Consider the following 26,752-nt stretch of genomic DNA (forward strand, 5'->3'; position numbering starts at 1 on the left):
CGACATCATTCCCATGCTCCATCCCCTCCCAACCTTGAGGCAGGCGGCGGAAATCACCGTCGCCTTCGCGCTCTCCACCCTCATCACCGCCCTCTTCATCCGGGTGTATGGTGGCTACGTCTCGCAGGAAACCATGATCCTCTCCGGCTCCATCGCCGGGGGAAAATGGGCCATCCAGATCTTGCTCGGCTGGCTCTTGCTCGGCGCGAAAAGGTGGATCTACATCCGGGAACTCGGCATCGCCTGCCTCATCGGCAGCCTCGTTCTCATTCCCTTTTCCATCACCTCAGGTGCGGCGCTTTACTTCTTTGGCAGCCTGCTTGCCAGTATCTGCGCGATGGGAACGACCGTCGTCATCCGTCTGAAGGCCGCGGGCTTCGCATGGCGGTGGCCGGCCCTGTGGTTCCTGCTGCTGTCCGTCGCCGTCACTCTCCAACTCACCATCGTCTTCCACATCCTCTGAGAAGGGTCGACAAGTCCCGCATCCCTTGTGCGGATTCCCCAGCCTCCCATACAGATTCCACGCAAATCCCATTTCGGTGTAAGAGGTCGGCGGGCATCCGTGTTTTCCTCCAAAACATGAGACTCCTGCCCACTTTCATCCTCCTCACCGGCCTGTGTGTTTCTTCCGCATCCTCCGGAGATCTGAGGGAGGACATGCGGCGTGCGGAAGAAACCGGCAGGAAGTCCGGCTCCCTCATCACGAACAATGATTTCCGCCCCTTCTGGTCGGCGGATGGCAGCCACCTGGCCTACCGGATCAGGGGAACAAATGACGAGCTGGTCTTTTCCAAAGTCCATCTCCGGTCCGGCACCCTGTCACCCGCCTTCGATCACGACCTGCTGGCCAAGGCACTCGCGAAAGCCGCCGGGCGCGTGACCGACGGCAGGCATCTGCCGCTGGATCAGCTCGAAATCAGCGCGGACGGCACCGTGCGTTTCCGCGCGTTTGAAAAATCCTGGCGCTGGGACGCATCGGCCGGACAGGTCTCGCCCGATGACCTGCCGCCACAGGAAAGCCGCCTGCTCGCCCCCGAGGAAATCCGCGGCCGCTCGGGCCGCAGCGGGCCGCCCTCCGCGCTCACCATCGAAAACGGCAGCGATGGCGAGATCGAAATCTTCTGGGTCAGCGGCCGCGAACGGAAATCCTATGGCAGGATCGAGCCCGGTGGAAAATTCACGCAGAACACCTACGCGGGCCACGTCTGGCTCATGACCCGTTCGACGGGCGAACCGCTCGCCGCCCTCGAAGCCGAGGACACCCCCACCATCGCCCGCGTCACCGGGCGGGTTCCAGCGCCGCCCCGCGTGCGGGACGATCTTTCACCGGATAAAAAATGGAAGTCATCCATCCGGGATCACAATGTCTTCATCGAACCTGCGGAGGGCGGCGACGCCATCGCGATCAGCCGGGGTGGCACGCCGGAAAACAGCTTCAACGGGCCGCTGAAGTGGTCGCCGGATTCGAAAAAGATCGTCGCCTTCCGCACCCGGCATGTCGACACGCGGCAGATCCACATCGTCCAGTCCTCCCCGCCGGACCAGCTCCAGCCGAAGTTGAAAACCCTCGACTACGCGAAACCCGGCGACGCTCTGGAGCAGCCGATGCCCTGTTTGCTGGAGATCGAAAACCGCAGGGAAATTCCCGTCGAACACTCGCTCTTCAGCAACCCATGGGAGATCAACCATATCTCATGGGCCGCCGATTCCTCGGAGTTTTCCTTCGTCTACAACCAGCGCGGGCACCAACTCATGCGCATCGTCGGCGTGCGGGCGGACACGGGCGTCGCGCGGAAGATATATGAAGACACAAGCGCGACGTTCATCGACTACTCGCAGAAGACATACATCCACGAACTTCCCGAAACCCGCGAGATCCTCTGGGCCTCCGAACGCGATGGATACAACCACCTTTACCTGCTGGACGCCGTGTCGGGTGAGGTCAAAAAACAGATCACCCGGGGAAAATGGAATGTCCGCGAGGTGGTGGAGGTGGATGAGAAGAAGCGCAGGCTGCTCCTCAAGGTCATGGGAGTGACCGGGCAGGATCCCTATCACACCCATTTCGTCCGGGTGGACTTCGACGGCGCGAACTTCACCCGCCTGACCACCAGCGATGGCAACCACGGCATCAGGTTCTCTCCGGACGGGAATTTCATCCTGGCCACCTGGTCCCGTGTCGACCAGCCACCCGTCACCGAACTCCGCCGGGCGGATGACGGCAGGCTGATCGCGGAGCTCGCACGCGAGGACGACGAAGCGTTGCGCAAAACCGGTTGGAGCCGCCCCGAACGGTTTGTGGCGAAGGGCCGCGACGGCGACACGGATATTTACGGCGTCATCATCCGTCCCACCCATTTCGATCCCGCGAAAAAATATCCCGTCGTGGAGGACATCTACGCCGGGCCGCACGACTTCTTCGTCCCGAAAAACTACAGCACGTGGTCCGGCATGAACGCCATGGCCGAGCTGGGCTTCGTCATCGTGAAAATGGACGGCATGGGCACGAACTGGCGCAGCCGGGCCTTCCACGATGTCTGTTGGAAGAACCTCTCCGACAGCGGCTTCCCGGACCGCATCGCATGGATCAAGGCGGCGGCCGCAAGCCGCCCTTGGATGGACCTCACCCGTGTCGGCATCTACGGCGGCAGCGCCGGCGGCCAGAGCACGCTGGCGGGCCTGCTCCATCACGGGGATTTTTACAAGGCCGGCGTCGCGGACTGCGGCTGCCACGACAACCGCATGGACAAGATCTGGTGGAACGAGGCATGGATGGGCTGGCCCGTGGACGACAGCTATGCGAACAACTCGAATGTCACCCACGCCGCGAAACTCACCGGCAAGCTCATGCTCGTCGTGGGCGAGCTCGACACGAACGTCGATCCCGCATCCACCGCACAGGTCGTGAACGCGCTGCAACAGGCGGGCAAGGAATTCGACTACATCCCCGTCATGAACGCCGGCCACGGTGCGGCCGAGACGCCCTATGGAAAATTCCGCCGCGCGGGATTCCTGAGAAAAAACCTTCTCGGAGAATAGACGCGGGAGACAGAAGTAGCCTGTTTGCCAGAAGTTGTTTCCGATACTCCATAAGACTTGTGGATCCTTGGCGCACTCGTTTCGGAAATGATTTTTCGCAACCGGTATAATAAAAAAGCGCCGCTCCGCAGGGGGGCGACGCCTTGAGGGCACGATTGCCAGCTTATTTCGCCCCTGTCAGCGAGCGGATGAGTTTCACCTCATCCTCCTTGTACGGGGTCCCGTCCTTGCGGAAGATGTCGTGGAACCATGGGTCCGGTTCTCCGGTGTATTGCTTTTTCCAAGAGTCCCACGGGTAGATGGTCTGGCTCTTGCCGTCCACGAAGCCCCAGTTCATCGAAATGACCTTCTGTTCCTTGAAATACGGGAGCACCGCCTGGAAGGTGCTGCCTTCCGGACGCGCCATGTATTCGCTGCACATGATGGGGCGGTTGTATTTTTTCAACGCCTCCACGCGCTCCTTCGTCTTTTCCAAAGGGGTGTAGGTGTGGAAGTTGATGATGTCCGAGGTCTCCAGCTGATAGCGCGCGAAGTCATCCGGCTTCGCGAAATCTCCGATCCAGATGCCGGAGGACAATGGTTGGGTGGGCTCCGCCTCACGCGCCCACTCGAACGTCTTTTTCAGCAGTTCCAGCGCCTTGGGGAATTTTTTCGCAGGGTCTTCCTTGAAGCGGCCGCCGTTCTCATTGTTCGGCTCGTTGTAGAGGTCCCATGCGAGGATGCGCTTGTCGTTCTTGAAATGGCTGATGACGCCGACGACATAAGGCTTCAGCTCGTCCTGCTTGGCGGAGTCCTGGAGGATCTCCCAGCCGGGACTCTGCACCCAGCCCGAGTTGTGGACATGCGGCCTCGGCTCGGGTTGCTTGCCGGGCTTCGGATCGGGATTCCAGCAGCTGTCGAAGAACACGAACATCGGACGGATCTTGTGTTTCTCGGCGATGTCGATGAACTTCTCGATGCGCTTGATGAAGCCCTTGGAATCCGTCTTCCATGGGATGTCGTGGAGGAAGACACGCATGGTGTTGAACCCGAGGCTTTCCGCCCAGCCGAGTTCGAGATCGATTCGCTCCGGATCGAAGGTTTCCTCCTGCCACATTTCCAGCTGGCTGATGGAGGTCGCCGGCACGTAGTTCGCACCAATGAGCCACGGCTGTTTGTCATGCCAGGCGTTCGCCTCTTCCGGAGTCCATTGTTTGCCAGGAACGGCCTGCGCGACCAGTGTCGCGGCGAATAGTAGGAATAGTGGTTTTATCATATGGGAAATAGGGGATATGGATTTGTGGGAGCAACCGGACAAATCTGTCAGTAAGGAAACTTGCCGAAGGTGAACGCCTTCCCGGTCTCGGCGGCTTCGATGATTCCGTTGATGACCTGGATGTCGCGCGCGCCCATCTCTCCGGGGACGAGACTCGGCGTACCGGCGAGGATCGACGCCACCTGCCCGTCGATCTGCAGCGCCTGCTGGTTCACAGGACCGAAGTTCATCTCGCCATCCGGAGTGCGGCCTTTCGGGCCACCCCCGTAGTTGTAGCCGGGAGCGATTTCCACCACCCCTTTCTCCACCACGGCACGCAGGAAATTCCCTTGGCGGCCGTAGCTGGAAGTCCCTTCCGCCTTGCGGCCGTCGGCGAACTCCAGGACCCACTCGTAGGTTTCCGGCACTTCCTTGAAAATTTCCGGACGGTCCGTGAAATGTTTCGCAGTGACGCTCACGGGATTCATGCCCGCGGTGTAGAGCGAACCCTGCACACAATAGACTCCCATGTCGTAGAGAGCGCCTGCGATTCCCAGATCCTTGCCGATACGCCACGCGTTCAACCCGGTGAAGGATTTCATGACGGAGCCGTTCGCGGTGGAGATGGATTTCCAATCGCCGAACTCCTTTTTCTTCATCGCATCCATCAGGCGCATGTGGTTCGGATCCCAGTGCAGGCGGTAGCCGATCTGCAGCGTCTTGCCCGCCTTTTTCACCGCTTCGATCATGCGCATGCAGTCCGCCGTGGTCGGTGCCATCGGTTTTTCACAAATCACATGCTTGCCGGCCTGCGCCGCACGGATGGTGAACTCCGGGTGCAGCGCGGTGGGGGTGACAACATAGACGATGTCGATATCCTTGTTGTCCGCGATGGTGTCGAAATTCTGATAGTTGTAGATGTTTCCGTCCGGGATCTCGTATTCCTTCTGCCACTTGGGGATCTTCTCCGGCGAACCGGTGACGATCCCCGCAAGACGGGCGTTTTTCGTCTGCTTGAGCGCGGGTCCGAGCTGGTTGGTCGAGTAATCTCCCAGTCCGAGCAGCGCCACCCCCAGTTTTTTCTGGGACGCTTCCTGCGCGCGGGCGATGAAAAACGGCGAAACCGCTGCGGCGGCTCCGAGCTGGATGAAATGGCGGCGGGAAAATGGGTTCATGATGCTCCAACCAAGCGCAAAGCCGTGCGGATGCAATGCAAAAGGTGCGGCATCCCGGAGCCTTCCTTGAAGCGTGGTGTTGCGGAGGGTTTCAGTCAGATACACACCGCGATCGCATTCGCCGCGGCGTATTCCCTCGCATGCGTCAGGCTGATCTGGATCTCGCTGATGCCCTGGGCTTTCGTGAATTTCTCGGCGACTCCCTGCAGAAGGAGCTTCGGCGCGCCCGCGGCGTCGCGGGTGACCTCCAGATCCAGCCAGCCCGCCTGTCCGCCGATGCCTGTGCCGAGGGCCTTCGAAACCGCCTCCTTCGCGGCGAAGCGGGCCGCGTAGTGGAGTTCGGGTTTTTTCTGTGCGTCACAATACGCGCGCTCGGCGGATGTGAAAAGTTTCGCGAGAAACGGTTCGCCAAGCCGCTCGATCGCGGCCGCGATGCGTCCGACCTCCACCACGTCGATGCCGATGCCGTAGATCCGCATGGTTCACGCCTGGTAAGCCGCCATGTGCAGTTTCATTTCCTGGACCGCCGCCGCAAGACCGATCCGGGTGGAGCGGGCGATGATGCTGTGGCCGATGTTCAGTTCGGAAAGGTGCGGGATGGTGAGGATTCTGGCGATGTTCGTGTAGTTGATGCCGTGGCCCGCGTGCACCTGCAGGCTGGGGGCGCCTTCCTTCGCGGCGGCGATGAGGCGGTCCAGCTCGACCTGGACATTGTCGCCTGTCGCGTTCGCGAACGCTCCGGTGTGGAGTTCGATCATGTCGGCGCAGGCCTCTCCGGCGGCCTCGACCTGATCCAGATCGGGGTCGATGAAAACGCTCACGCGGATGCCGGCGTCCTGGAGGCGGGCGATGACCATGCGGGTCTTGTCAAAGCTGGCGAGCACGTTCAGGCCTCCTTCCGTGGTGACTTCCATACGGTTTTCCGGCACGAGGCAGACGAACTCCGGCTTGAGCTTCAGGGCGATGCCGACCATTTCCTCGGTGACACCCATCTCAAGATTGAGCGGGATGTTGATCTCCTCGCGGATACGGAAGGCATCCGCGTCCTGCATGTGACGCCGGTCGCCGCGGACGTGGATGGTGAGGGAGTCCGCGCCTCCGGCAACCGCGTCGTGACCGGCGGTCACGGGACAGGGCTCGGCGTTCGGCGAGGACAGCTCTTTCGCATAGCGGGCCTGGCGCAGGGTGGCGATGTGGTCGATGTTGACTCCGAGAAGCAAGGACATGCGCGGAAATACCCGCCGGGAAGCCTCGCGGCAAGCATGATACTTGTGGACCGGTTTTTAGGACTAAGACACCAGATTTGAAGACATGGGAAAAGAGAATGGCGAGAAATGAATCCGACCCATGGCCGACGGGGAGACGAGCCTGTTCACGGCGGCGCGAGCAGTGTGAAAGGCCATGACGGAATGTTGCGAAGGATCCAGAATGCGATGAGCGCGATGGCGATGCCCCATCCCCCTTTCACACCGACATCCAGACGGAATGGCAGCGGTCTCCCTCGCACCCAGCCCAGGAGCTGGAGCCCCACGCCCATCCCCGCCAGCGGCAGAAGAATCATGCCCACCGGATTGTAGCGGAAGGCAGTGCCGATTTCCCCGTGCAGGGCGGCGTAGGCGGCGCGGGTCATGCCGCAGCCGGCACAGTGCAACCCGGTGATTTCGTGAAACATGCAGCGGGGAAGCCACGGCAGCCCGTTGGGACCGCTCTGCCGGAGCAAATACGCGGCGACCGACAGGAGAAGCACTCCGAGGGCGATCCAAAGCGCACGGTCCGCTCGCATCTCAGTGATTCTGCAACACGCCGATGGCACCAAAAAAGATGACGAACAGCAACCACAGCAAGGCAGGGACCAGCGCCGAAACGAAAGACACCCAGCACCAGGTCTTCGCGGATGCGGAAGCCGCCGACGCCCCCGCCACATCCCCCGCAGCACGCAGGCCGTCCACCTTCGCCGCATAGACGATGGCGACGATGCCGAAGGGCAGACAGCAGAACAATGTCACCACGATGGACTGCCACAGGTAGTTGGGAATCGGAACTCCGATCATGGCCGGAGACGGATAAAATGGTGTGGAATAGGGAGAAGCCCCCGCGTTTCCCGTTACGGGCACCACCGGTGGAATGGCGGGAGAGGATACCGCACCCGACGCAAACTCCGGAACCCGGGACGCGGGCAGCCAGTCGGCCATCCCCTCTTTCCAAATCAGATCCGTGGGAAAAACCTCGCCTGAGGACAGCTTCGCACGGAGTTCATCCCCGGTGACGGGACCGAGCTGCGTGTTGTTTTTCGAGTAATACCATTCCATGGGCGGGGTGTGTAACAAATCACGGGAAATGAGCGAGGGCGAAAACGATCTGGAGAATGAACCCGAGCATCGTCAGCAGTCCCAGATAACCGCAGATCAAACCGGTGAGAGCCATCCCCCGTCCGACGATCATGTTCCGGGAATTGTTGATCTGGTGCATCGCCATATGCCCGCAGACGACGGCGGGGATTCCCAGAATTCCCAGGAACATGCATGACAGCACCAGGCCGAGGATGCCGCAGACCATGCTCGCGATCGCCAGGCCGGAGGTCGTCGCGGGTCGCAGCAGGTCATAACCGGCGGACGGCGGCAGAACGGCCAACCCGCCCTCAGCGCTCACCTGGCCGAGCGGCAGCCATTGTGCCATTCCCTCCCGCCAGATCAGCGTCGCCGGTCCGATCCTGCCCGCCGCGATGAGCGAGCCCAGATCCTGCTCGGAGATGGGGCCGTGGCGCTGGCCGTTTTCAGCGTGATACCATTGCATGGGCCTGATCCTTGCCGGATCATGGTTTCTTGGCGATAGCGAAAACGACCACCGCCGCCGTCATCAGACAAAACAGGATCACCACGCACAGGTAACCATACAACAGTCCGCCGTGCGCCGTGTCCTCCCCGACGATCCTGCCCCGCGAATTACGGATCTGTTGCAGCGCCACATGACCGCAAACGACGGCGGGGATTCCGAGAAACAGCATGCAGCTTACCAGGCCGAGTATCCCGAAGACCAGGCTGGCGACCGCCCAGCCGGAGCGTGTGCCGGGACGTAGAAGCTCGTAACCCATCGAAGGCGGAAGCACTTCCAGGCCACCTTCCGCACTCACCCGTGCCAAGGAACGGCATTCCTCCATGCCCTCGCACCAGATCATGGTCTCCACCCTCACCCGGCCCGCCGCGATGAGCGAACCCAGGTCCTGTTCGGAAACCGGGCCGAACCTGCGACCGCCTTCTCCGTAATACCATTCCGTCATCCGCGGACGAGTGTCCGACCATCCCGTTGTGATGACAAACGGAATCGGACGTGAGACCTCAGCGTGACGGCTCGCCCATGTTATAACGCCTCACTTCGGGAAGCGCCTGCACCTCGGAGCAATGACTCAGAATTCCGTGCATCGTGTAGTCGGGCATCATGACATTACCGATCATCATGCCGGGTCCTCCGTAAACCGCCTTGGTACTGTATCGCAGGAAGACCTTGCCGCCATTGCCGACGTGGACTTCCTGCGATGCCGGGGTGACGTCACCAAAGGTGGACGACTTGTCGAATGTCATGCCGATGATGTGTCTCCCCGGTTGAAGGTCGTAGGCGAGGTAGCCTTTCATTTTCAATCTGCCCTGCCGCCGACCATCCACCGTCACGTTCGCGGCCCGACCGCCGGGGGTGGACGGCACGCGGTAGACGATCACACGTCCTCTTCCCGCAGCCGGAGCGGAATTGGTGAAGCGGGGACCACTCGCGCCGCAGCTCATGAGGATGGGACACAACAATAAAAGCAGATACTTCATTTTCAACCGGTGATGATGGATTTGGTTCCGAGACGCTTCGTTACCAACCGGTAACATGTCCCGAGCCTGTGCCAGGGCATGGATCATTACGAGCCATTTCCCGTTTTCCGCAATCAACCGCCACCCGCAAAAACAGTTGCCTCCCCGCCCTGCCGCGATAGCCTCCCCACCTATGATCATCGCACCCAAGATCCGTGGATTCATCTGCACCACCGCCCACCCGGAAGGTTGTGCCAAGCATGTGGCCGAGCAAATCGCCGTCGTCAAAAGCCGCGGACTGATCGAAAACGGGCCGAAGAAGGTGCTCGTGATCGGCTCCTCCACCGGCTACGGCCTCTCCTCGCGCATCGCCGCCGCATTCGGATCGAACGCGGCGACCCTCGGCGTCTTTTTCGAAAAACCCGCCGAGGCGGACAAGTGCGGCACCGCCGGTTGGTACAACTCCGCGGCGTTTGAAAAGGAAGCCGCCGCCGCGGGACTCTACGCGCGCTCCTTCAATGGAGACGCCTTCTCGGACGACGTGAAGAAGCAGGTCATCGAGGCCATCAAGGCGGATCTCGGCCAGGTGGACCTCGTCATCTACAGCCTAGCCTCTCCACGCCGCACCGACCCGAAATCCGGCGAGGTTTACAAATCCGTGCTAAAGCCCGTGGGCGAGAGCTACACGAACAAGAATCTCAACACCACCACCGGCGTCGTCAATGAAGTGACCATCGAGCCGGCCGAGGGCGACGACATCCAGCAGACCATCGCCGTCATGGGCGGGCAGGATTGGGAACTCTGGACGGACGCGCTGCTGGAAGCCGGCGTGCTCGCGGACGGCGTGAAAACCGTCGCCTACTCCTACATCGGGCCCTCCGTCACCTGGCCGATCTACAAGAACGGCACCATTGGAAAGGCCAAGGAAGACCTTGAGCGCGCGCAACGCTCGCTGGATGAAAAGCTCGCACCGATCGGCGGAAAGGCCTGGGTCTCCGTGAACAAGGCTCTCGTCACCCAGGCCAGCTCGGCGATCCCCGTGGTGCCGCTCTACATCTCGCTTCTCTACAAGGTGATGAAGGCAGATGGCACGCACGAGGACACCATCGAACAGATGGACCGCCTGCTCCGCGACCGGCTCTACAACAACAGCCCGCAGCCCGACGAAGCGGGCCGCATCCGCGTGGATGACTGGGAAATGGACGACAAGGTGCAGGCCCTGGTCGGCGAGCGCTGGGAAACCGTCAACACCGACAACCTCGCGGAGTTCGGCGATTTCGAAGGTTACCAATCCAGCTTCCTCCGCCTCTTCGGCTTTGGCCTCAGCGGTGTGGACTACGCCGCCGACACCGATCCGAACGTCCGCGTTCCTTCGTTGGAAAAATAATAATCGGAATGTGATATCGGCCAGGCCGGACGACACGTAAACTCACCCGTATCCATCATCGGGGCACATCATCAAAGATAAAACTGCCGGAAACACCTCCCTCGATCAAGTTCACCGGATATCTCCCGAGCCACCGTCTTTTCTCAAGGAAAGAGCGACCCGACGCTCATCGTGGTCGACCTTAATGACGCGGGCTTCGATTTCCTCGCCGACCTTGATGATGTCCTTGACCTTCTCCACGTGGTCCTCGCTGAGTTGCGGGTTGTCGATGAGGCCGTCGATGTCACCGTCGAGCGAGACGAACGCACCGCAGGATGCGATTTTCACAACCGTGCCCTTGACTAGATCGCCGACCTTGAAGTGGCTGTCGATGAGGCTCCATGGGTCGTATTCGGTTTGCTTGATCCCGAGGGCTACGCGTTGGTTCGCCTTGTCGATGGCGAGCACGATGGCTTCCACTTCGTCGTTCTTCTTGAAAACTTCAGACGGGTGGTCGATCTTGCGTGTCCAGGACATGTTTGAGACGTGGATCATGCCGTCGATGCCTTCTTCCAGCTCCACGAATGCGCCATAGCCTGTGAGGTTGCGCACCGAGCCCTTGATTATGGCACCCACCGGATAGCGAAGTTCCAGATCATCCCATGGGTTGGGATCCAGTTGGCGTACGCTGAGCGAGATTTTCCGTTCCTCGATGTTTATACCGAGAACGACGGCGGAAATTTCCTGGCCGATTTTAAGGACATCGGAAGGACGGGTGATGCGCTTGACCCAGCTGAGCTCGGAAACGTGCACGAAGCCTTCGACAACGCGCTCGATCTCGATGAACGCGCCGTATGGCAGGAGCTTGGTCACGCGGCCTTTAACATTGTGGCCGATGGGGTATTTGCTTACAATATCCATCCACGGATCGTCAGACATTTGCTTTAGTCCAACTGAAACCTGCCCTTTCTCGCGATCCAAACTAAGGATCACTACCGTCAACAACTGGTTTTCGTTGATCAATTCGGAAGCGGTTTGGCCTAGAAGCCATGACATATCTTCCAAACGTAGCAAACACCCCACTCCACACACATCCAAGAAAGCACCGGGCCCCGTGATATTGATAACCCTCCCGGATACCACCTGGCCAACACGGAAAGATTCAATTGTTTCTTTCTTCCTGGACAGCTCCTTGAGTTTTTCAACCTTCCCTCTCGAAGCGAAAATCAAGGATCGTTGTTCGTCGAACCCTGTCAACATCACCTCGATCTCTTCTCCTACCATAATGGGGAATGCTTCATGAGCCATGAACGCGGGAAATCCGATATCAAGCAAATACCCCTTTTGAGTCTCTGCTACCACTTTGGCTCGGACAACTTCATCATTCGCCCCATATTTTTCAAGTTTCACGATACGCTCTTCCAATCGATTCAGGCGCGCTTGGTATCCCTTTTTCTCCTTATCTCCCACGGGATTCAAGGAAACCGTGATCTTCCGATGCATTTCATCGAGATGCAGGATATAAAAAATCTGTGGCTTGCCCGAGCCCCGTAACTCCGGTATCATCGAATGTTCCACCAGAGGATCGCTAGGCAGATATGCCGCACACCCGATGTCCACTCGATAGCCTCCCGGTTCGGACCTCCTGATCCATCCGCGCACCCCTTGTCCCGACACATATAGTTTTTCAACCGTGGTCCACATGGATTCGTGCGTAATGATGGTGGCGACGGCATGATCGACAGTGACCAAGGTGCGGGGTAGCGATGTCGCCTTCGTCCAGCCCCCCTTCCCTGGCCTGAAGCGGAGCAACTTGTAGCGGCTGTAGTCCTGGGAGGCAATCATCACCACCCGTGGACGGGTTTTTGGGACTGGGATTACCAAATCATCCCACTGCGGTGGTTCGCGGAGCAAAATTGCCGACCCATTCCAAGCTACGCCCACCAATACTTTTTCCTCAAACAGCCAGCCGGCATTTCTCCGACAGGCGATTTCGCCTACCAAGGCTGCCGAAGAACCAAGATTGACAAGGGCGATCGCCCGCAACAGCTCGGCGGCTTCGCCTTGGCGGACGGGCTCCGGCAGTTCGTCCAAAAATCCGAGTACCCACCGTGCGGCAGATGGTGTCTGCATCCTACCTAACAAGGACTTGGCCACTCTCCCCAGTGCAAGATTCAGATTTTGTTCGTCTCCTGCGCTTACAGATAACGAGAGGTATACGATTTGTTCCTCGAAGAGCACCCGTGTCCAATCTTCCGAACGGGGGCGCTGCCGATCCAACACCTCTTTCATCTGACCTAGAAGAACTGGATCACTTGCCAGACTTTCTCTAAGTCTGCCGACAAGGCCGGACTTCAGGATAACCAGCTTGCTATTGTTACCCGATATCCATGAGGAATTGAGAAGATCGAATTCCAAGCCGGAATCACTCTGCGGGAACAAAGCAAGCCGGGTTTTTCTCAAGAGAGCATAGTCAATGATCGCACCGAGAGACAAGGCTTTCGCCAGCACGTCTGTAGCATCGCTAAACATCCTGCCGGACTGCTGGCCCGGTTTGTACCAATGACAAAAGCGCGCCAAGCGTGTCAGCCTTCGGGGCCAGCGGGAAGGATGAAAAGGCGAGAGGCAAACCGTATCGATTCCAGAAGCCTTCAGTTCCGTCAGGAGGTTTGTCCAGCGCCTGCGGATTTTCCAACCTTCCAAGGCGTCTTCCCCCAAGCCAAAAGTCGAGATAAAAACCACGATCTCACCGGCACCGGTATTCCCGACAAATGATGATGACATGGGAGGCTCCGAAAGAATCTCAACCGCCCTAAGCGCTCCTCCCGCAACGCGATGGATGGAATCAAGCAATTGGTCGCTATCGAACGCCAAAGGCCCCTGAAGAAGAGTATGGTCCAGACAGACCCGGATTGCCGTGGCAGTACCTTTTGTAAGGACGCGGGGAAGGCGACGCACCGGCAAACCACGAACCATTAGAGAAACAAGCGCATCCACATCTGGGGCACCCGGGACCTTCTTTGAAAAGATCCGGGCAATCAACCCACGCAATTGACGTGCCGGCACCAATGCGTCCGGCGTGGGATGGTAACGTATCCCCTCAACGGGAAAGTCCAATTCTTCAGCCTGTGCGACATACTCCGGGCACTTTCCATGTTCCGCCGGAGGCCTTGATTCGCACAATCCGATCGGCAGGGACTTCTCTTTGACGTCGGGTTTGTGGATACGTGGTTCAGGTTGCCACGGCCGTGGCTTCGGCAACCGTATTCGTGTAGACAAAACACCACCTCCTTTTTCCACGTCCGATGCCGCCTCCGGCGAGACAGTCGGCTCTGATACACCGGCAAATCCAACAGGTTCGGGCCGGGCGTCTCCGAGGAAATCACCTCTCAACCCAAACAATCGGGAAATTCGATCATAGTCCTTGGTGTCGGGCTGTAAGACGCCAAAAACCATAGCAAGATCCGAAAGGCCGACAGGTAGGTCACGCATGGCAAACGCTTCCGCATTATTGCGAATTGTAAGAATTGTGCCACGAGGTGTGAAGAATGATTTCCCTCCATCGGCTCTGATCCCCGGTGCCCAACGCGGCGACGGCCTTGATGCTGTCGATGAACTCGGCGGGGCTCACCACAGCCGCGCCGCGGGTTCTGCGAAGTATGTCAAGTATCAGCCGCCATTCCGAAACCACTTGTTCATCGCTTTGGCGGAAAGTCGCCTGTGCCAGCTCCATAAGGTCTTCATCTGAAGGTGGTGAAATCTCACAAACCACGCAGCGACGGACAAAAGCTTCTGGCAACTCCCGCTCTTGATTGGAAGTGATGATCACAAACGGTTCATCCCCCGCAGAGAGAGAAGAAAATCTGACATTTTCGCCGGATTCTTCGATGGAAAACTGACGGGAACCTAGGGGGACAAGCAGGTTATTGGGAAAATCAATGTCCGCCTTGTCAATTTCGTCTATGAGTACGATCGCAGGAACGAAGTCCTTCCCGTCGGACACAGGACTCCAACCGGGATCTCGGGCTTGCACAAGCTTATCATTCTCTCCCGCGGGAAGGCCTCGCCGCCCCGCAGAAAGCGGGTCCAAAGCCCACCACAACGAACCCGGCTCGATAAAGGGGTAAGGGCTCCGCCATAATGGTTCGGCTTCATCCGAAAGCGAGGCCCCGCCCAGATGGGCTTCCCCTAGGCGCCTGATCGCATCGAACCGGTAGAGCAACTCTTTGGCTTCAGTGCGCGAATGCACTACGAATTCATAGTAGCGGCGCCCCATGATGCGCGCCAGATTGAAGACCATCGAAGACTTCCCGCAACCTGAGGGTCCATAAAGGAGCAGCGGGCGACCTACAATCAAGGCCACTCGAATCGCAAGTTTGAGGTCTTCACCATAGCGGTAGAAGCGACCGTCGCGCCGGTCTCCCATAGCGCTGGCCTCCTCTGGATCTCGAAAGTCAGCCACGGATGTTCCCGGTGATTCGATGAGCGAGTGAAACAGAGAGGATAAAAATGGAGTCATGACAGAAGGAAAATCTATTGGATGATTGAGTGACATGAGCGGAAATCATGATTCGATAAAACTTTGTTTCGCATCAAGGTAGTCGAAGTAAGCCTCATCCTCATCGTCCGCAGCGTCACCGTAGGGCTTGAAACAGTCATAGCCAAGTCCTGAAGCCGACAATTCATCAAAGTCCGGAGTAGAGACAAGGATTTTTAAAGCCGGGAATGTATTCTGGATTGTCCTTACCAGTTGATAATCCATACCCGCCCGATGATCGAGTTTCAATATCACCGGAAACCTTTTGCCCATCGCGTAGCGGTGCAGCAAATCATTCAAACCAGCTCTCGCTCCGGCAATCGAAGTATTTTGAAACATGCGCGCCAAAGTTCCCGCGATCTGCTCCAGAATCTCCTCCACTGGATCGGACGTCTTGACATGGACGGATGGCCAGTTTCGCCCCTGATGGGATGCCTTGAGAAGCATCTTGGCCGGAGTGAAATCCGGATGCATGCATTCCACCGCCGCTGCCTTGGGCCGATCGGCTTGCAGCAGATTTTCGCGCAATCGACTTGCCTCCGGCGACCTAATCCATTTTGTCGCAAGCAGCTCTACAAGAGACTCCATTACCCGGTCATTCTCAGCGAACGGAAGCAGACTACTTACCGCAAGTGGACCGATCCGATAGAGACAGTGCGCCAGTCCGCGCCGGGTAGTCGGTACGAGCTGAATTATTTCAGGATGATTTGCGGCCAGAATCCGGCCAGCGCTTTTAACTCTCCTCTCGTCGAATGAGAGGAGATTAGAAATCTGATTCATGATCCACCGCTCCTCAAATGGAGTTTCATCCAAAGAATCCAAGCGGTCTATGACGCGGCCTACCAATTCCGACATCGAAACCTGTTGACGCTGTGCCTCCATATCAAGGCAGTGGTGATCCCGGATGGAACGAATGTCCTCGGGGAGCAAATCGGCTGCTGGCATTCGTGCCCCATCATGGAGTACCGGAATGATCGATTTAGCACCGGCAATCGCCAAAGTGAGTTCCCTTCTTACGTAATCTCCGGACCTCTGCAAGCGAGGCACGCCGTCGATTACCTCATTCCAGCGCGGCCCGATCAAGCAGATGAACACTGGAGACACATTCACCGCCTTTTCAAGCACCGCAGAAAAAACCTCTCCAGGTTCGATTTGGGATCTGTCGAGGAAAATATCATCGCGCTCCAGTTCCCTCTCCAATTCCGAGGCCAACCATGCGGCAGTGGTATTGCCGTCATTTCGCCGATAACTGATAAAGACCCTGTAGCTCATCAAAAGTGACGCCATTTTTAGCGGACGAATCCGAACCCACCAGCATTAAAACAAACGGAACCAATGCGTTCTACACGAATTCATTGCAACATGTAAGGAAAGGACTAAGAACGTGCCGGGCTACTTGCCCAACATCAACACAGCTTCTGCGCCCACCCGCCGAAAAAACGATCGCTAGACTTTGCTTTCACTCCCGCATTTCGCGCGAATTCCATTCTACGCTCCCAGTGGGGCCTCACATCCTCCCGCAGACGTCCGAGAAACAGCCGGCACCGCGGCAATATTTTCTCCAAAAAAGGGTAAGCATTCAGGTAGTCTGCCAGATTTCCCGGATGTCGGGCAATGTAAAGTTACACAAAAAAGCTTCGCCACCCCCTGTCGGCTGCTTTCTAATCCGGCGGACATTATTGAAAAAACACCGCACGGAACTCCTCTCCACCCTTCCCAGCTTCGGTTGGCTGGCGCTGTTCGTCCTTGTCCCGACGTTGCTGGTGCTGGCGATCGCCTTCCGTGAGACGGCACCGGCGGGAGGCATCGGCGCGGGGTGGACACTGGACCAGTTCCGCGTTTTCGGGGAGAAAAGCACGCTCGTCCTGCTCTGGCGCACGCTGTGGATCAGCGGAGCCGTCACCGCTATCTGCCTTATGCTCGCACTGCCGGTCGCATGGTTCATCTCCCGGGCGGACGCGGCATGGAGGTCGCGATTGCTGCTGCTCGTCATCGTACCGTTCTGGACGAATTTCCTGATCCGGGTTTTCGCATGGAACCAGATCCTCCACTCGGAAGGGCCGCTCGCGAAATTTTTCCGCTCCATCCACCTGCTTGGTGAGAACGAATCGCTGCTCTTCAACTCCGGCGCGGTTGTGTTGGTCAGCGTTTACACCTACCTGCCCTTCGCCATCCTGCCCCTCTACGCGGCGGCGGAGAAATTCGACTTCGGCCTGCTGGATGCCGCGCGGGATCTCGGTGCGGGAGCGTTCCGTTCGTTCCGCTCGGTGTTCCTGCCCGGCATCCGCAAGGGCATCACCACCGCGCTGGTCATCGTCTTCGTGCCCATGCTCGGCTCCTACGTCGTGCCGGATCTGGTCGGCGGCACGGATGGGCAGATGATCGGAAACAAGATCGCCCAGCGGAACTTCGCGGACCGGAACCTCCCCGCCGCCTCCGCCATATCCGCCTTGCTCACGCTCTTCGTCCTCGCTCCGATGCTGTTCCGGAAAAAAGAGAATGCCTGATAGCCGCTCGCGCAACAAATTGACCGCGCATGTCATCAGCGGCATCGCGTGGATTCACTCGAGATTCCTCAGCTTCTTCTGCTCGTTGATCCACGCGCGATCTTCGTCGGAGAGTTTGCTTTCGGTGGTCCGTGACCGGGTGCCGTCCGGCTCGATGAAGTTGAGCACGCCGGAGCCGCTGGAATAGGAGGTAAGTTTGGCGAAGATCTTCCGCCCCTTGCGGTCCTGCCACTCCCGGTAGCCTTTTTTCTCAAGGCTGCCGTGCCACCCCTTGATCGACTGGACGGAAACCTCCGCCGAATGCTTGAACTGCCCGAACAGGAACGTCGAGTCGCCGCGCTTGTATCCCCGGTAGCGTCCTACCACCTCGCCGTTCGGACTGACCATGACCAGGGAGGGGTAACCCATGATCTTATAGCGCTTTTTCAAACGGATGTTGTATTCCTTCACCCTGGCACGGTAGTCATCCGCCTCCTCGGACTTCATGTCCTGCACGTCCTCCTTGCTGACGAATGAGTCCACCTTGAGCCGCACGATGTTTTCCGTCGCCCAGTTGCCGAAATCATTCGTGGAGAACAGCTCCTGGCTCAGAGCCTTGCACATCGGGCTGGTCTGGGAATCCGTGAACCAGATGAGAAGGGGCTTTCCCTCGCGCATGGCACGCTGTTTCGCGATGGTCTCGCTTTCTTCCCACGGCCCGCGTTTCGGAGCCAGGAGGAGGTCGCCGAGTTCCGGCACACCGGCCTCGGGATCGTCCGGATTGGTATAGGCGATCTCGTCCGCCGAAGGGAAAATGGAAAGGTCCGGTTTCGCCCCGCCGGCGGCAATGTTTCCTCCCGGTGCGACCGGCGTTCCCGAATCTGAACTGCCCGAACGGATCAACGGTCTTTTCGTCGCGGGATTGATGGGATTCTCCTGCTTCTCCCGTTGCTCGATCTTTCCCGCGCCTCCACACGAAACAAGGGCGATGGCGGGGATCAATGTCCAGAGAGGGAGGAGTTTCATGGAAAAAAGGCGGCTTATTTTTTCAATCTCACCGGAGTGCCGCAGTAAGTGCAGCGGAACCATCTGAAAACCAGCATGTGGAAACTGACGGGCAGGATGTAGCCCAAGCCCGGAACATGATGTGCCTTGCTGTTTTTCAGACACATGCGCGGCACGAACAGCCTCTGTCCGCAGATACGGCAACTGCCGTTCATGCCCCAGATCATCCATGCGATACCGACGACCGGGAGGCAGAGCGGGAAAACCAACAACCATTTGGGAACCCACTGGAAGTGCTGCGGCATCAGGTCGGAAAGCAGAAGCAGTCCCGCCGAGACAATACCCGCGGGGAGCAACAGTGTCAGCACGAGAGTCAGAATGGCACCGATGCTCAGGGAAATCGGGTGGCTGTGCAGCACGCCCCGGATGTAGCGGCGGGAACTCGGGTCCTTTCCCCGGTTCGTCTCCACGCGCGGAGCGCGGATGAGCGCCACGCGGTCGTCGTCCTGGGCAAGTTTCTTGGTGGTTCCCGTCCTGGGGGCGGGGCCGGACAGCACGTCGATGGATTTGATGCGCGCCGTGTCGATCTCGATACGGGACGGACCGGGATCGGAAATCATCACGTTGCTGGATACAGGCACCGGGGGCTTAGGATTTCTCGAGGCCGGGACGCGGTCTTCCACGCGAATTTCCAAATCGCCGGAATAGCGGTTCAGCAGGATGCCGGGCGGAATGTCCGCCACCCCGAGTTTCTGCTCCACCAGCACCTTCGCAGGCAGAGGGATGGCAAAGGGCGCGCCCGCCAGCATGGAGGCGGCTTGCGGCGATTTTTCATAGTCCACCGGCATCACCATCTCCGGGACGGTTTCCTCCTCGACTCCCGTGAGGGTGCGGGCGGTGGAAATCCATTGATCGATGTCCTTGCGGCCGGGAGCACGTTCGGCGATCCGGAGGATCTGGTTCGCCCGCTCCAGTTCCTTGACGAGTTCGTCCACTCCCGCTTTCGCCAGGGATTCCGCATTGGCGAATCCAGCGGCTTCAAGCAGTTCGAGAGATGATTTCCCGATGCCCGGGATACTTTGGAGATTCGTCATGGGTTAATCAACGCGTGGTCACTTTAGTCACCGTATAAGTCTTGGCAAGCGGTCACATGATCAACCGCCTTTTAATCGAAGAGGACAAGCTGCCGCCTGAAAGCGCGAACTTGGCGCGTTCAGGGTTCTGACCTGCCGTCCGCTTGAGAGAGCGGCCTTGGATCTTCCCGGAGCGCGAGGGTGAAGAAAAGGGACCACGAAGCCCCTCCTCTTCAGCTCAAACCCACCTCATGCAAGCGCTGCGAGCATTTCGCCGAGTTGCACCAGCTTGGCCTTCCAGTCCTCCAGACGCGCCTTTTCCTGTTCGACAACCTCCGGCGGCGCGCGGTCCACGAAGCTGGCGTTGCCCAGCTTGCCCTCGCATTTCCTCACCTCGATCTGGGTGTTGGAAATCTCCTTGGTCAGGCGGGCGCGCTCGGCCTCGACGTCGATCAAGCCTTCCAGCGGCAGGTAAACCTCGCCCACTCCGGTGACGGCGGCGGGCGTGCCCTTCGGCGCCTCGTAAGCGGAATCCAGCGTGATTTGCTCGGCCCCGACGAGCAGGGCGAGCACCTTCACCTCCCCCTCAAGCCACTCCGGAGCGGCCTTGATGACGAAGCGCACGTCCTTGCGCGAGCCGACCTTGTATTCCGCCTTGAGATTCCGCATGCGTCCGGCGGATTCGTAGATCTCCCCGGCGACGGATCGCGCGGCGGCGATCTCCTCCTCGGAAAGCTCCGCGAGAAGCGGCTCCGCAGGCAGTTCCTTCCCCATCAGGAATTCGCCCTCGGCCACGTAGCCCATGCGTGCGGACAGCTCCTCGGTCACGTGCGGCATGTAGGGGCTGAGCAATTGCAGGTAGCGGCCCATCACCGCGTCGAACACGCCGAGCGAGAGCGCCTTCGCCCATGGCTCCGCCGTGTCGCGCAAGTCGAGTTTCACCGCTTCCAGGAACTTGTCACAGAAGTCGTTCCACAGGAATTCATAGAGTCGGTGGGCGATCTCACCAAAACGATATTCCCCGTAAAGTCGTTCCAGATCCACGGCGAGTTCGTCGAGCTTCGCCATCACGTTGATGTGATACGGGCGGGCGGAGTCCAGCGTCTCCAGAACTTGGAACGGCTCGCCCCCCATCTGGCGCAGGCGGCAGGCGTTGTAGAGCTTGTTGGCGAAATTCCTTCCTTCCTCCACCGATGTCTCGTCGAAACGGAGATCGCTCCCCGTCGGCGCGATGCGCATCAGACCGAAGCGCAGTCCGTCCGCGCCGTATTTCTCCATCAGTTCGATGGGGTCCGGCGAATTGCCGAGCGACTTCGACATCTTCCGCCCCTTGAGGTCGCGGATGATTGAGGTGAAATAGACGTTCTTGAACGGCAGTTCTCCGGTGAATTCGTAGCCGGCCATGATCATCCGGGCCACCCAGAAGAAAATGATGTCCGGGCCGGTGACGAGGTCGTCGGTCGGGTAGAATTTCTTCAGCGTCTCGGTTTTCTCACCGACGTCCGCCATGGTCGCGAACGGCCAGAGCCAGGAGGAGAACCAGGTGTCCATCACGTCCTCGTCACGGGTCCAGTTTTCCGCATCGGCGGGAGCCTCCACCCCGACATGGATGTCACCAGCGGAGAAATCCGTCATGCCGAGCGACTCGGCGCCCTTCAGCGCCTCGATCTTGTCCTTGCGGTACCACACCGGAATCTGGTGCCCCCACCAGAGCTGGCGGCTGATGCACCAGTCCTGCAGATTCTCCATCCAGTGTGCGTAGGTCTTCGCCCAGCGCTCGGGGCGGAACTTGATGTCGCCACTCGCCACGGCATCGGCGGCTTCCTGGATTTTCGGATACTTGAGGAACCACTGCATCGAGATGCGCGGCTCGATCGGCACGCCGCCCCGCTCGGAGTAGCCGACGTTGTTGTCGTATTCCTCGATGCGAATGAGCAGGCCCATTTCCTCCAGCTTCGCAGCCGCCTTCCGCCTCGCGACGAAACGGTCCAGCCCGTGGAAATCCGGCAGGTCCGGGCAGTTGATGTGCGCGTCCGGCGTCAGCACGTCGATGATCTCAAGCCCATGGCGGATGCCGATTTCAAAGTCCGCCTTGTCGTGCGCCGGGGTGATCTTGAGCGCGCCGGTGCCGAACTCGATGTCCACGTGCTCGTCCGCGATGATCGGGATCTCCGCATGGGGGAAAGGACGGTTCACCTTGCGGCCGATGTATTTCGTGAAACGCGGATCCTTCGGATTCACCGCCACCGCCACGTCGCCCATCAGTGTCTCGGGACGCGTGGTGGAGATTTCAAGGAATTCGCCGGGAGCGTCCGAAAGCTCGTATTTCATGAAATACAGCTTGGACCGCTGGGGCGTCGAAATCACCTCCTCGTCGGAAAGCGCGGTGAGGGAGACCGGGCACCAGTTCACCATGCGTTTGCCACGATAGATCAGGCCTTTTTTGAAAAGTTCCACAAACACATGACTCACCCACTCCGTGTAGGGCTCGTCCATCGTGAACCGCTCGCGGCTCCAGTCGCACGAGCAGCCGAGACGCTTCAACTGGTTGATGATGATGTCGCCATGCTTGTTCTTGAAATCCCACACGCGCTTGAGGAACTCGTCGCGCCCGAGATCCCGGCGGGTCACGCCTTCCTTCTCGCGCAGCTCGCGCTCCACCTTCGCCTGCGTGGCGATGCCGGCGTGGTCCGTGCCCGGCAGCCACAGCACTTCCTTCCCATTTTGCCGCGCGCGACGGGCCAGGATGTCCTGAAGGGCGTTGTTCAGGACGTGACCGAGGTGCAGGATGCCGGTGACATTCGGCGGTGGAATGACGATCGAATACCCGTCCTTCTCGGACGCGGGATTCGCTTCGAAACATTTACCTTCCAACCAGGCCGCGTACCATTTGGCTTCGACGGCTTGGGGCTCATAGGCTTTCGCTAACTCGGACATGGGGGCGGATGGATGCCAGACCCGGTGCGGTTTGTCCAGCATGGGAAAACGGAACGCTCGATGGAAGGGCGGCGCGTTTTTTAAGAATGTCCGCTCCTGTCTTGCCCTCCGCTCCTCGCTCTTCCTCACCGCATCGCCAGCAACGCCAGTTCCTTGTGATGAACCGCGAGCTGTTGCAGGCGGATTTTTCTGAAACCCATTTCCCGCAAAGTGGCAAACCAGCCCGCCTTCTCCGCCACCTGCGCCGGGTCCGTCAGTTTCAAGGTCATCAGTGCTCCACGGATGCCCGGTGCCATTTTACAAAACCGGGCACACTCCTTCAGCACCACCTCGGGGGATTGGTTCATGTCGGACATGAACCACGTCACACCTTGCCCGAGGTCCCGCTTGCTCACCAACGCGGCGGGCTTGCGGCAGTGGTGGAACCACGTCCGCCCCGGCAGGCCCTCCTCGCGGTTGGCAACTGCGGAAGCCATCACCACGTCCGCCATCTTCGCCGGATCCACGCCGATGACCGGCACCCCGCGATCCAGCAACGCGAGCACGACCCCGCCCGGTGCGCAACCCACCTCCACCACCACGTCCTTCGCAGTGAAATCCAGATCAAAAAAACGCGCGCCTTCCTCCAGTTTCAGCCATGCCCGCGACGGCGAACGCTCCGTCATCACAATCCCCGAATCCCCCGCCGGGTCCGGGCTGAGAAACGGTGCGTGCCGGTGAAGCCCGCTCCAGAATTCCCCCTCCCCAAGCTCCACCACGGTGCCGATCAAGTCGCCGGGCTTCGGACGCGCCGGTGCCGGACCATCGTGCCCCCCCTGCATTTTCCGATCGTGGAACCTCGCATGATGAACCACCGGCACCTCGCCAAGCCGCGCCACCGCCTCCTCGCGCGTCGCGGATTTCCCCAGCGAAAGGCACAACCTCCGTGCGCAGGCCACCTCCGCATCCAGCGAATCCAACGTAAACGGAGTATCCGCCTTGAACGTCACGAACCCGCGCCGCTGGTAACTCAGCCGCCAGCCGAGCCCCATCGTCTCCACCTCCAGCTTCAACGCCTTTTCCGTGCCCGGATTCGTCAGGGCGAATAAAAATTCCGTCTCGCTTCGTTTCATCATCCGATTTTCTCCGCCCAGCCTAGGACCTCGCCGCCCCGCAGCAAGCGGCAAACTTTCCGACACATCCTCAAGGGGCAGACTGACAACGAAAAGATCGAGAAAGCAGACGATCGACGACAAACGAATGCGACAACTGATCGACGAAGGGAGGAATCTTCATCCGGTCATTTTTCATCCGTCACCGCCCATGGCGATCCCCTTTTCTTCCCTCAAAACTGAAACTGGCAACTTCCCCCGTCTCCCCTAGACTCGGACCATGACCACCGAACCCACGATCCACCCGCAGGTCCGCATCGGCCACGTCCACCTGAAAGTCGCCGATCTCGAAAGATCCCTCGCCTTCTACTGCGGCGTTCTCGGCTTCCACGTCACGCAACGCTACGGCACCGACGCCGCCTTCATCTCCGCGGGCGGCTACCACCATGACATCGGCCTGAACACCTGGGAAAGCCTCGGCGGCACGCCGCCCCCGCCCCGCGCCACCGGACTCTATCACCTCGCCATCCTCTACCCCACCCGCGCGGATCTCGCGGACGCCCTGCGACGCCTCACCCGCGCCGGCATCACCCTGGATGGCGCGGCGGACCACGGCGTCAGCGAAGCCCTCTACCTCCGCGACCCCGACCACAACGGCGTCGAGCTCTACTGGGACCGCCCGGCCGAACTATGGCCTCGTTCCGCAACAGGTGACTTGCAAATGTTCACCCGCCCGCTCGATCTCCAGGGCCTTGTGGGGAGCGCGGCGGCGGGATCATGAAACAGCAGGCTGAAGCGGATGCTTCTGACGGCTTCGGAAAAATTTGAGAAATCGATCCTATCAGGATATCTCGCTTCACGCCGCGCGTTTTTACGAACAAACTGGAGGTATGGAGGGCGTTTACAGACTATGGGACGATTTACATCGATTCCCGGCAGGAAAGACGGATGAGGCCCTGAACCATTTCGCCAGTAGCATGGCCACCCATTTCCAAGCGGACAACATCCGCTGGCTGGCGGCGATCCGCGTATTCAAAGGCGCGCATGCACGGAGAGACAAACTTCTCGGCTGGCGCGCGCGTGCCATCTACAGCCTCGTCCCCGATCCGAAGTCCTACGATGACCTCATCGCCTGGTGGTTCCAGCGGCATAACAAAATCGACCCCGACTTCCAGATCGGCCTTGCCACCCATGCGAACATCGCCGGTGCGGGCACTTTCCGCGTCCACCAGCTGCGCGACGGATGGATCCCCTTCGACGAATTCAGCCGCAGCGATCACTACCGCCTGCACTACACCGAGCTCGGCATCGTCGACCGCGTGTGGGTGACATTCCCTCTCAATGACGATGCGGAATCCATCTTCCTTCTCGACCGCAACCGCGAGCCGTATTTTTCGCAAGAGGAGATTGCCACAGCCACCACACTCCTGCGCGGCATCCACGGATTCCACCGCCAGCTGCTTCTCAGCAAAGGGTTGACCATCGCCGAAGCACCGCTCAGCCCGACCGCCCGGCGTATCGTCTCGAAACTTCTTACTGGCATGTCCGAGAAAGAAATCGCCGCGGCGATGGGCCAGTCGGCAAACACGACGCATAAATATATCAAGTCCATCTACGAGCAGTTCGGCGTCCAAAGCAGGGCGGGACTGATGGCCCTTTGGCTGGGGGAGTGAAGGGCGGACTGCAATCCTGCTTATACAGGTCTCCTCGCTGGCAGCGATTTCTTCCTGTCCGGAGGCACTGTTGGGAGACCCAGGTTCACCGTTGTATCGGGCGCAGGCCGGAGTCTCCGTCCCAGCCAAGGTGAAGCGGCCCGCCGCGCTCCGAGACTTCCCAGCCGGGGATCGGAGATCAATCGCCGGCTTATCGCCATCAGACGGGGGGGACCTGTTTAGGGGGTATGGTTTGTTCTTTTATCTAACTGAAACGGTCACCATGGTTTTCATTTGTAATTCACCAGATAAAACAATGTTTCAAAAATCACTTGTCCTTGTCGCCTCGCTGGCCGCCGCCTCCCTCAGCCACGGTGCGGTCCTTTTCGAAAGCGGAACCTTCGGCGCGACCAAATCGTCATGGGTCAGCTCTACGCTTGGACCCCAGTTCATAGCAACCAGATTCACCCTCACCGGCGATTCCAACATTGATTCAATAAAAGTGGAGGGAGTGTTTGCTTCGACAAACCCTGAACAATACCGCTTCAATGTCTCCATCCTGAGTGATAACAACGGAACGGTCGGCTCCCTGGTCGGGAGCAATCAATTTTCCAATATGCCTGTCAGCAACTTGTATACCGGTAGCCAACTGGACAACCCGGTATATGAGAGCACGCTCACGCCCACGACAACAATCAGCCTGGAAGCAGGCACCTACTGGCTGTCAGTGGCAAGCAACAACAAAGTCTGGGGCTGGTCATACAGCGGCGAGCCGGACGTTCGTTTTGCCAGCACTCCGAATTTCGACTCATATCGGTATTACGATGACGGCCCCTTGATTTTCAGCCTGAATGGATCGTCAGTGCCTGAACCGTCCGCGCTCGCGCTGGGCGGCCTTGGCCTCGGGCTTCTGATGTTTCGGAAAAGACGCTGAGGCACGGGAATTCACCTTTCAATTCCTGGGAATGCGGCGCTTGAAAGTTATAAAACTCTTATCCAAAAGCTCACGGAAAAATCCGACAATCTCTTCCGATACATCAATATCCGACGCGGTCGTTGCGAGGCGTGCCTCACCAGGTGGTAAGACATTCATCCGAGGAATCGGACACGTGATGCCTCCCCCGTTAACATCGTAATCTCCGCCACAAATGTTATTCCACTTTCGGCGCGCCGCCGATTTTCAAAGACCGGTGGCGCGCTCAAAGATAGGCTAATGCCGAAATTCCCAGACTTGTGGATTCCTTAATCACAGGCTGACGCGGATGAGCATGGATGGAAAAGGTTTTGCTAATCCAAAAGCAACGCCGCCGGCGGAAGGCCGCTCCAGAATTGAAATGACGCATCCGCCACCCGGAGGATCGGCACC

The 26,752-nt window shown here is 59.1% G+C and carries 22 protein-coding genes and 1 pseudogene; 7 read left to right on the forward strand and 16 right to left on the reverse strand.

The features are described 5' to 3' along the window. Positions 1-13 precede the first annotated feature (13 nt). Together JIN84_RS21275 and JIN84_RS21280 are read left to right on the forward strand one after the other, a co-directional pair. Complete coding sequence (locus JIN84_RS21275) at positions 14-463, forward strand: hypothetical protein (RefSeq protein WP_200353118.1); 450 nt, start codon at positions 14-16, stop codon at positions 461-463. A gap of 116 nt (positions 464-579) precedes the next feature. Continuing rightward, positions 580-3,039 carry a prolyl oligopeptidase family serine peptidase gene (locus tag JIN84_RS21280; RefSeq protein WP_200353119.1) on the forward strand — a complete coding sequence of 820 codons (2,460 nt, stop codon included), beginning with the start codon at positions 580-582 and terminating at the stop codon, positions 3,037-3,039. 163 nt (positions 3,040-3,202) lie between these two features. On the opposite strand, the gene JIN84_RS21285 is transcribed toward JIN84_RS21280, so the two are convergent. The 9 genes from JIN84_RS21285 to JIN84_RS21325 form a co-directional block, all read right to left on the reverse strand. Next, positions 3,203-4,294, reverse strand: a complete 1,092-nt coding sequence (locus tag JIN84_RS21285) for an endo-1,4-beta-xylanase (RefSeq protein ID WP_200353120.1) — start codon at positions 4,292-4,294, stop codon at positions 3,203-3,205. Positions 4,295-4,341: 47 nt separating this feature from the next. Continuing rightward, positions 4,342-5,448, reverse strand: coding sequence for a Gfo/Idh/MocA family protein (locus JIN84_RS21290; RefSeq protein ID WP_200353121.1), 1,107 nt, complete (start codon positions 5,446-5,448; stop codon positions 4,342-4,344). A gap of 95 nt (positions 5,449-5,543) precedes the next feature. Beyond that, the gene (gene acpS / locus JIN84_RS21295; RefSeq protein WP_200353122.1) at positions 5,544-5,927 is read right to left on the reverse strand and encodes a holo-ACP synthase; all 384 of its coding nucleotides are present in this window, start codon (positions 5,925-5,927) and stop codon (positions 5,544-5,546) included. Between the two features lie 3 nt (positions 5,928-5,930). Further along, entirely contained in the window at positions 5,931-6,674 is a 744-nt protein-coding gene (locus tag JIN84_RS21300) for a pyridoxine 5'-phosphate synthase (protein WP_200353123.1), read from the reverse strand. A 146-nt stretch (positions 6,675-6,820) separates the two neighbouring features. Next, entirely contained in the window at positions 6,821-7,231 is a 411-nt protein-coding gene (locus JIN84_RS21305) for a DUF2752 domain-containing protein (RefSeq protein ID WP_200353124.1), read from the reverse strand. Between the two features lies 1 nt (position 7,232). Beyond that, positions 7,233-7,757: a CD225/dispanin family protein gene (locus JIN84_RS21310; RefSeq protein WP_200353125.1), complete on the reverse strand. Its 525-nt coding sequence runs from the start codon at positions 7,755-7,757 to the stop codon at positions 7,233-7,235. A 19-nt stretch (positions 7,758-7,776) separates the two neighbouring features. After that, positions 7,777-8,241, reverse strand: coding sequence for a GYF domain-containing protein (locus tag JIN84_RS21315; protein ID WP_200353126.1), 465 nt, complete (start codon positions 8,239-8,241; stop codon positions 7,777-7,779). A gap of 19 nt (positions 8,242-8,260) precedes the next feature. Next, positions 8,261-8,725 carry a DUF4190 domain-containing protein gene (locus JIN84_RS21320; protein WP_200353127.1) on the reverse strand — a complete coding sequence of 155 codons (465 nt, stop codon included), beginning with the start codon at positions 8,723-8,725 and terminating at the stop codon, positions 8,261-8,263. A gap of 58 nt (positions 8,726-8,783) precedes the next feature. Beyond that, a complete protein-coding gene (locus tag JIN84_RS21325; protein WP_200353128.1) occupies positions 8,784-9,260 on the reverse strand; it encodes a DUF2846 domain-containing protein in 477 nt (158 codons plus the stop codon). 172 nt (positions 9,261-9,432) lie between these two features. Between JIN84_RS21325 and fabV the strand changes: the two genes are divergently transcribed. Next, positions 9,433-10,626, forward strand: a complete 1,194-nt coding sequence (gene fabV, locus JIN84_RS21330; RefSeq protein ID WP_200353129.1) for an enoyl-ACP reductase FabV — start codon at positions 9,433-9,435, stop codon at positions 10,624-10,626. Positions 10,627-10,767: 141 nt separating this feature from the next. On the opposite strand, the pseudogene JIN84_RS23585 reads toward fabV, so the two are convergent. From JIN84_RS23585 to JIN84_RS21345, 3 genes and pseudogenes are all read right to left on the reverse strand, one after another. Continuing rightward, a pseudogene (locus tag JIN84_RS23585) lies at positions 10,768-11,754 on the reverse strand (S1 RNA-binding domain-containing protein); the annotation flags it as partial. A gap of 2,359 nt (positions 11,755-14,113) precedes the next feature. Then, the gene (locus tag JIN84_RS21340; RefSeq protein ID WP_200353131.1) at positions 14,114-15,160 is read right to left on the reverse strand and encodes an AAA family ATPase; all 1,047 of its coding nucleotides are present in this window, start codon (positions 15,158-15,160) and stop codon (positions 14,114-14,116) included. 9 nt (positions 15,161-15,169) lie between these two features. Then, positions 15,170-16,414, reverse strand: a complete 1,245-nt coding sequence (locus JIN84_RS21345) for a toll/interleukin-1 receptor domain-containing protein (RefSeq protein ID WP_234043642.1) — start codon at positions 16,412-16,414, stop codon at positions 15,170-15,172. Positions 16,415-16,821: 407 nt separating this feature from the next. Here JIN84_RS21345 and JIN84_RS21350 point away from each other — a divergent pair, with 407 nt between their 5' ends. Beyond that, the gene (locus JIN84_RS21350; RefSeq protein ID WP_200353133.1) at positions 16,822-17,649 is read left to right on the forward strand and encodes an ABC transporter permease; all 828 of its coding nucleotides are present in this window, start codon (positions 16,822-16,824) and stop codon (positions 17,647-17,649) included. Between the two features lie 54 nt (positions 17,650-17,703). On the opposite strand, the gene JIN84_RS21355 is transcribed toward JIN84_RS21350, so the two are convergent. The 4 genes from JIN84_RS21355 to JIN84_RS21370 all read right to left on the reverse strand — a co-directional run bounded on the left by JIN84_RS21355 (position 17,704) and on the right by JIN84_RS21370 (position 23,758). Further along, positions 17,704-18,654 (reverse strand): thioredoxin family protein, encoded by a 951-nt coding sequence (locus JIN84_RS21355; RefSeq protein WP_200353134.1) that lies wholly within the window; start codon positions 18,652-18,654, stop codon positions 17,704-17,706. Positions 18,655-18,668: 14 nt separating this feature from the next. Further along, positions 18,669-19,727, reverse strand: coding sequence for a DUF4332 domain-containing protein (locus JIN84_RS21360; RefSeq protein WP_200353135.1), 1,059 nt, complete (start codon positions 19,725-19,727; stop codon positions 18,669-18,671). 228 nt (positions 19,728-19,955) lie between these two features. Continuing rightward, positions 19,956-22,643, reverse strand: a complete 2,688-nt coding sequence (locus tag JIN84_RS21365; protein ID WP_200353136.1) for a valine--tRNA ligase — start codon at positions 22,641-22,643, stop codon at positions 19,956-19,958. A gap of 125 nt (positions 22,644-22,768) precedes the next feature. Further along, positions 22,769-23,758 (reverse strand): SAM-dependent methyltransferase, encoded by a 990-nt coding sequence (locus JIN84_RS21370; RefSeq protein WP_200353137.1) that lies wholly within the window; start codon positions 23,756-23,758, stop codon positions 22,769-22,771. A 256-nt stretch (positions 23,759-24,014) separates the two neighbouring features. On the opposite strand from JIN84_RS21370, the gene JIN84_RS21375 reads away from it, so the two are divergent. The 3 genes from JIN84_RS21375 (at position 24,015) to JIN84_RS21385 (ending at position 26,320) form a co-directional block, all read left to right on the forward strand. Further along, positions 24,015-24,515: a VOC family protein gene (locus tag JIN84_RS21375; protein WP_200353138.1), complete on the forward strand. Its 501-nt coding sequence runs from the start codon at positions 24,015-24,017 to the stop codon at positions 24,513-24,515. A 196-nt stretch (positions 24,516-24,711) separates the two neighbouring features. Further along, a complete protein-coding gene (locus JIN84_RS21380) occupies positions 24,712-25,407 on the forward strand; it encodes a helix-turn-helix transcriptional regulator (protein ID WP_200353139.1) in 696 nt (231 codons plus the stop codon). Between the two features lie 295 nt (positions 25,408-25,702). Further along, on the forward strand, positions 25,703-26,320 hold the full coding sequence (locus tag JIN84_RS21385; RefSeq protein ID WP_200353140.1) for a PEP-CTERM sorting domain-containing protein: 618 nt from the start codon (positions 25,703-25,705) through the stop codon (positions 26,318-26,320). Positions 26,321-26,752: the final 432 nt, after the last annotated feature.

Origin of the sequence: Luteolibacter yonseiensis, from assembly GCF_016595465.1 — a bacterium.
In the GTDB taxonomy this organism is placed as follows: Bacteria; Verrucomicrobiota; Verrucomicrobiia; order Verrucomicrobiales; family Akkermansiaceae; genus Luteolibacter; species Luteolibacter yonseiensis.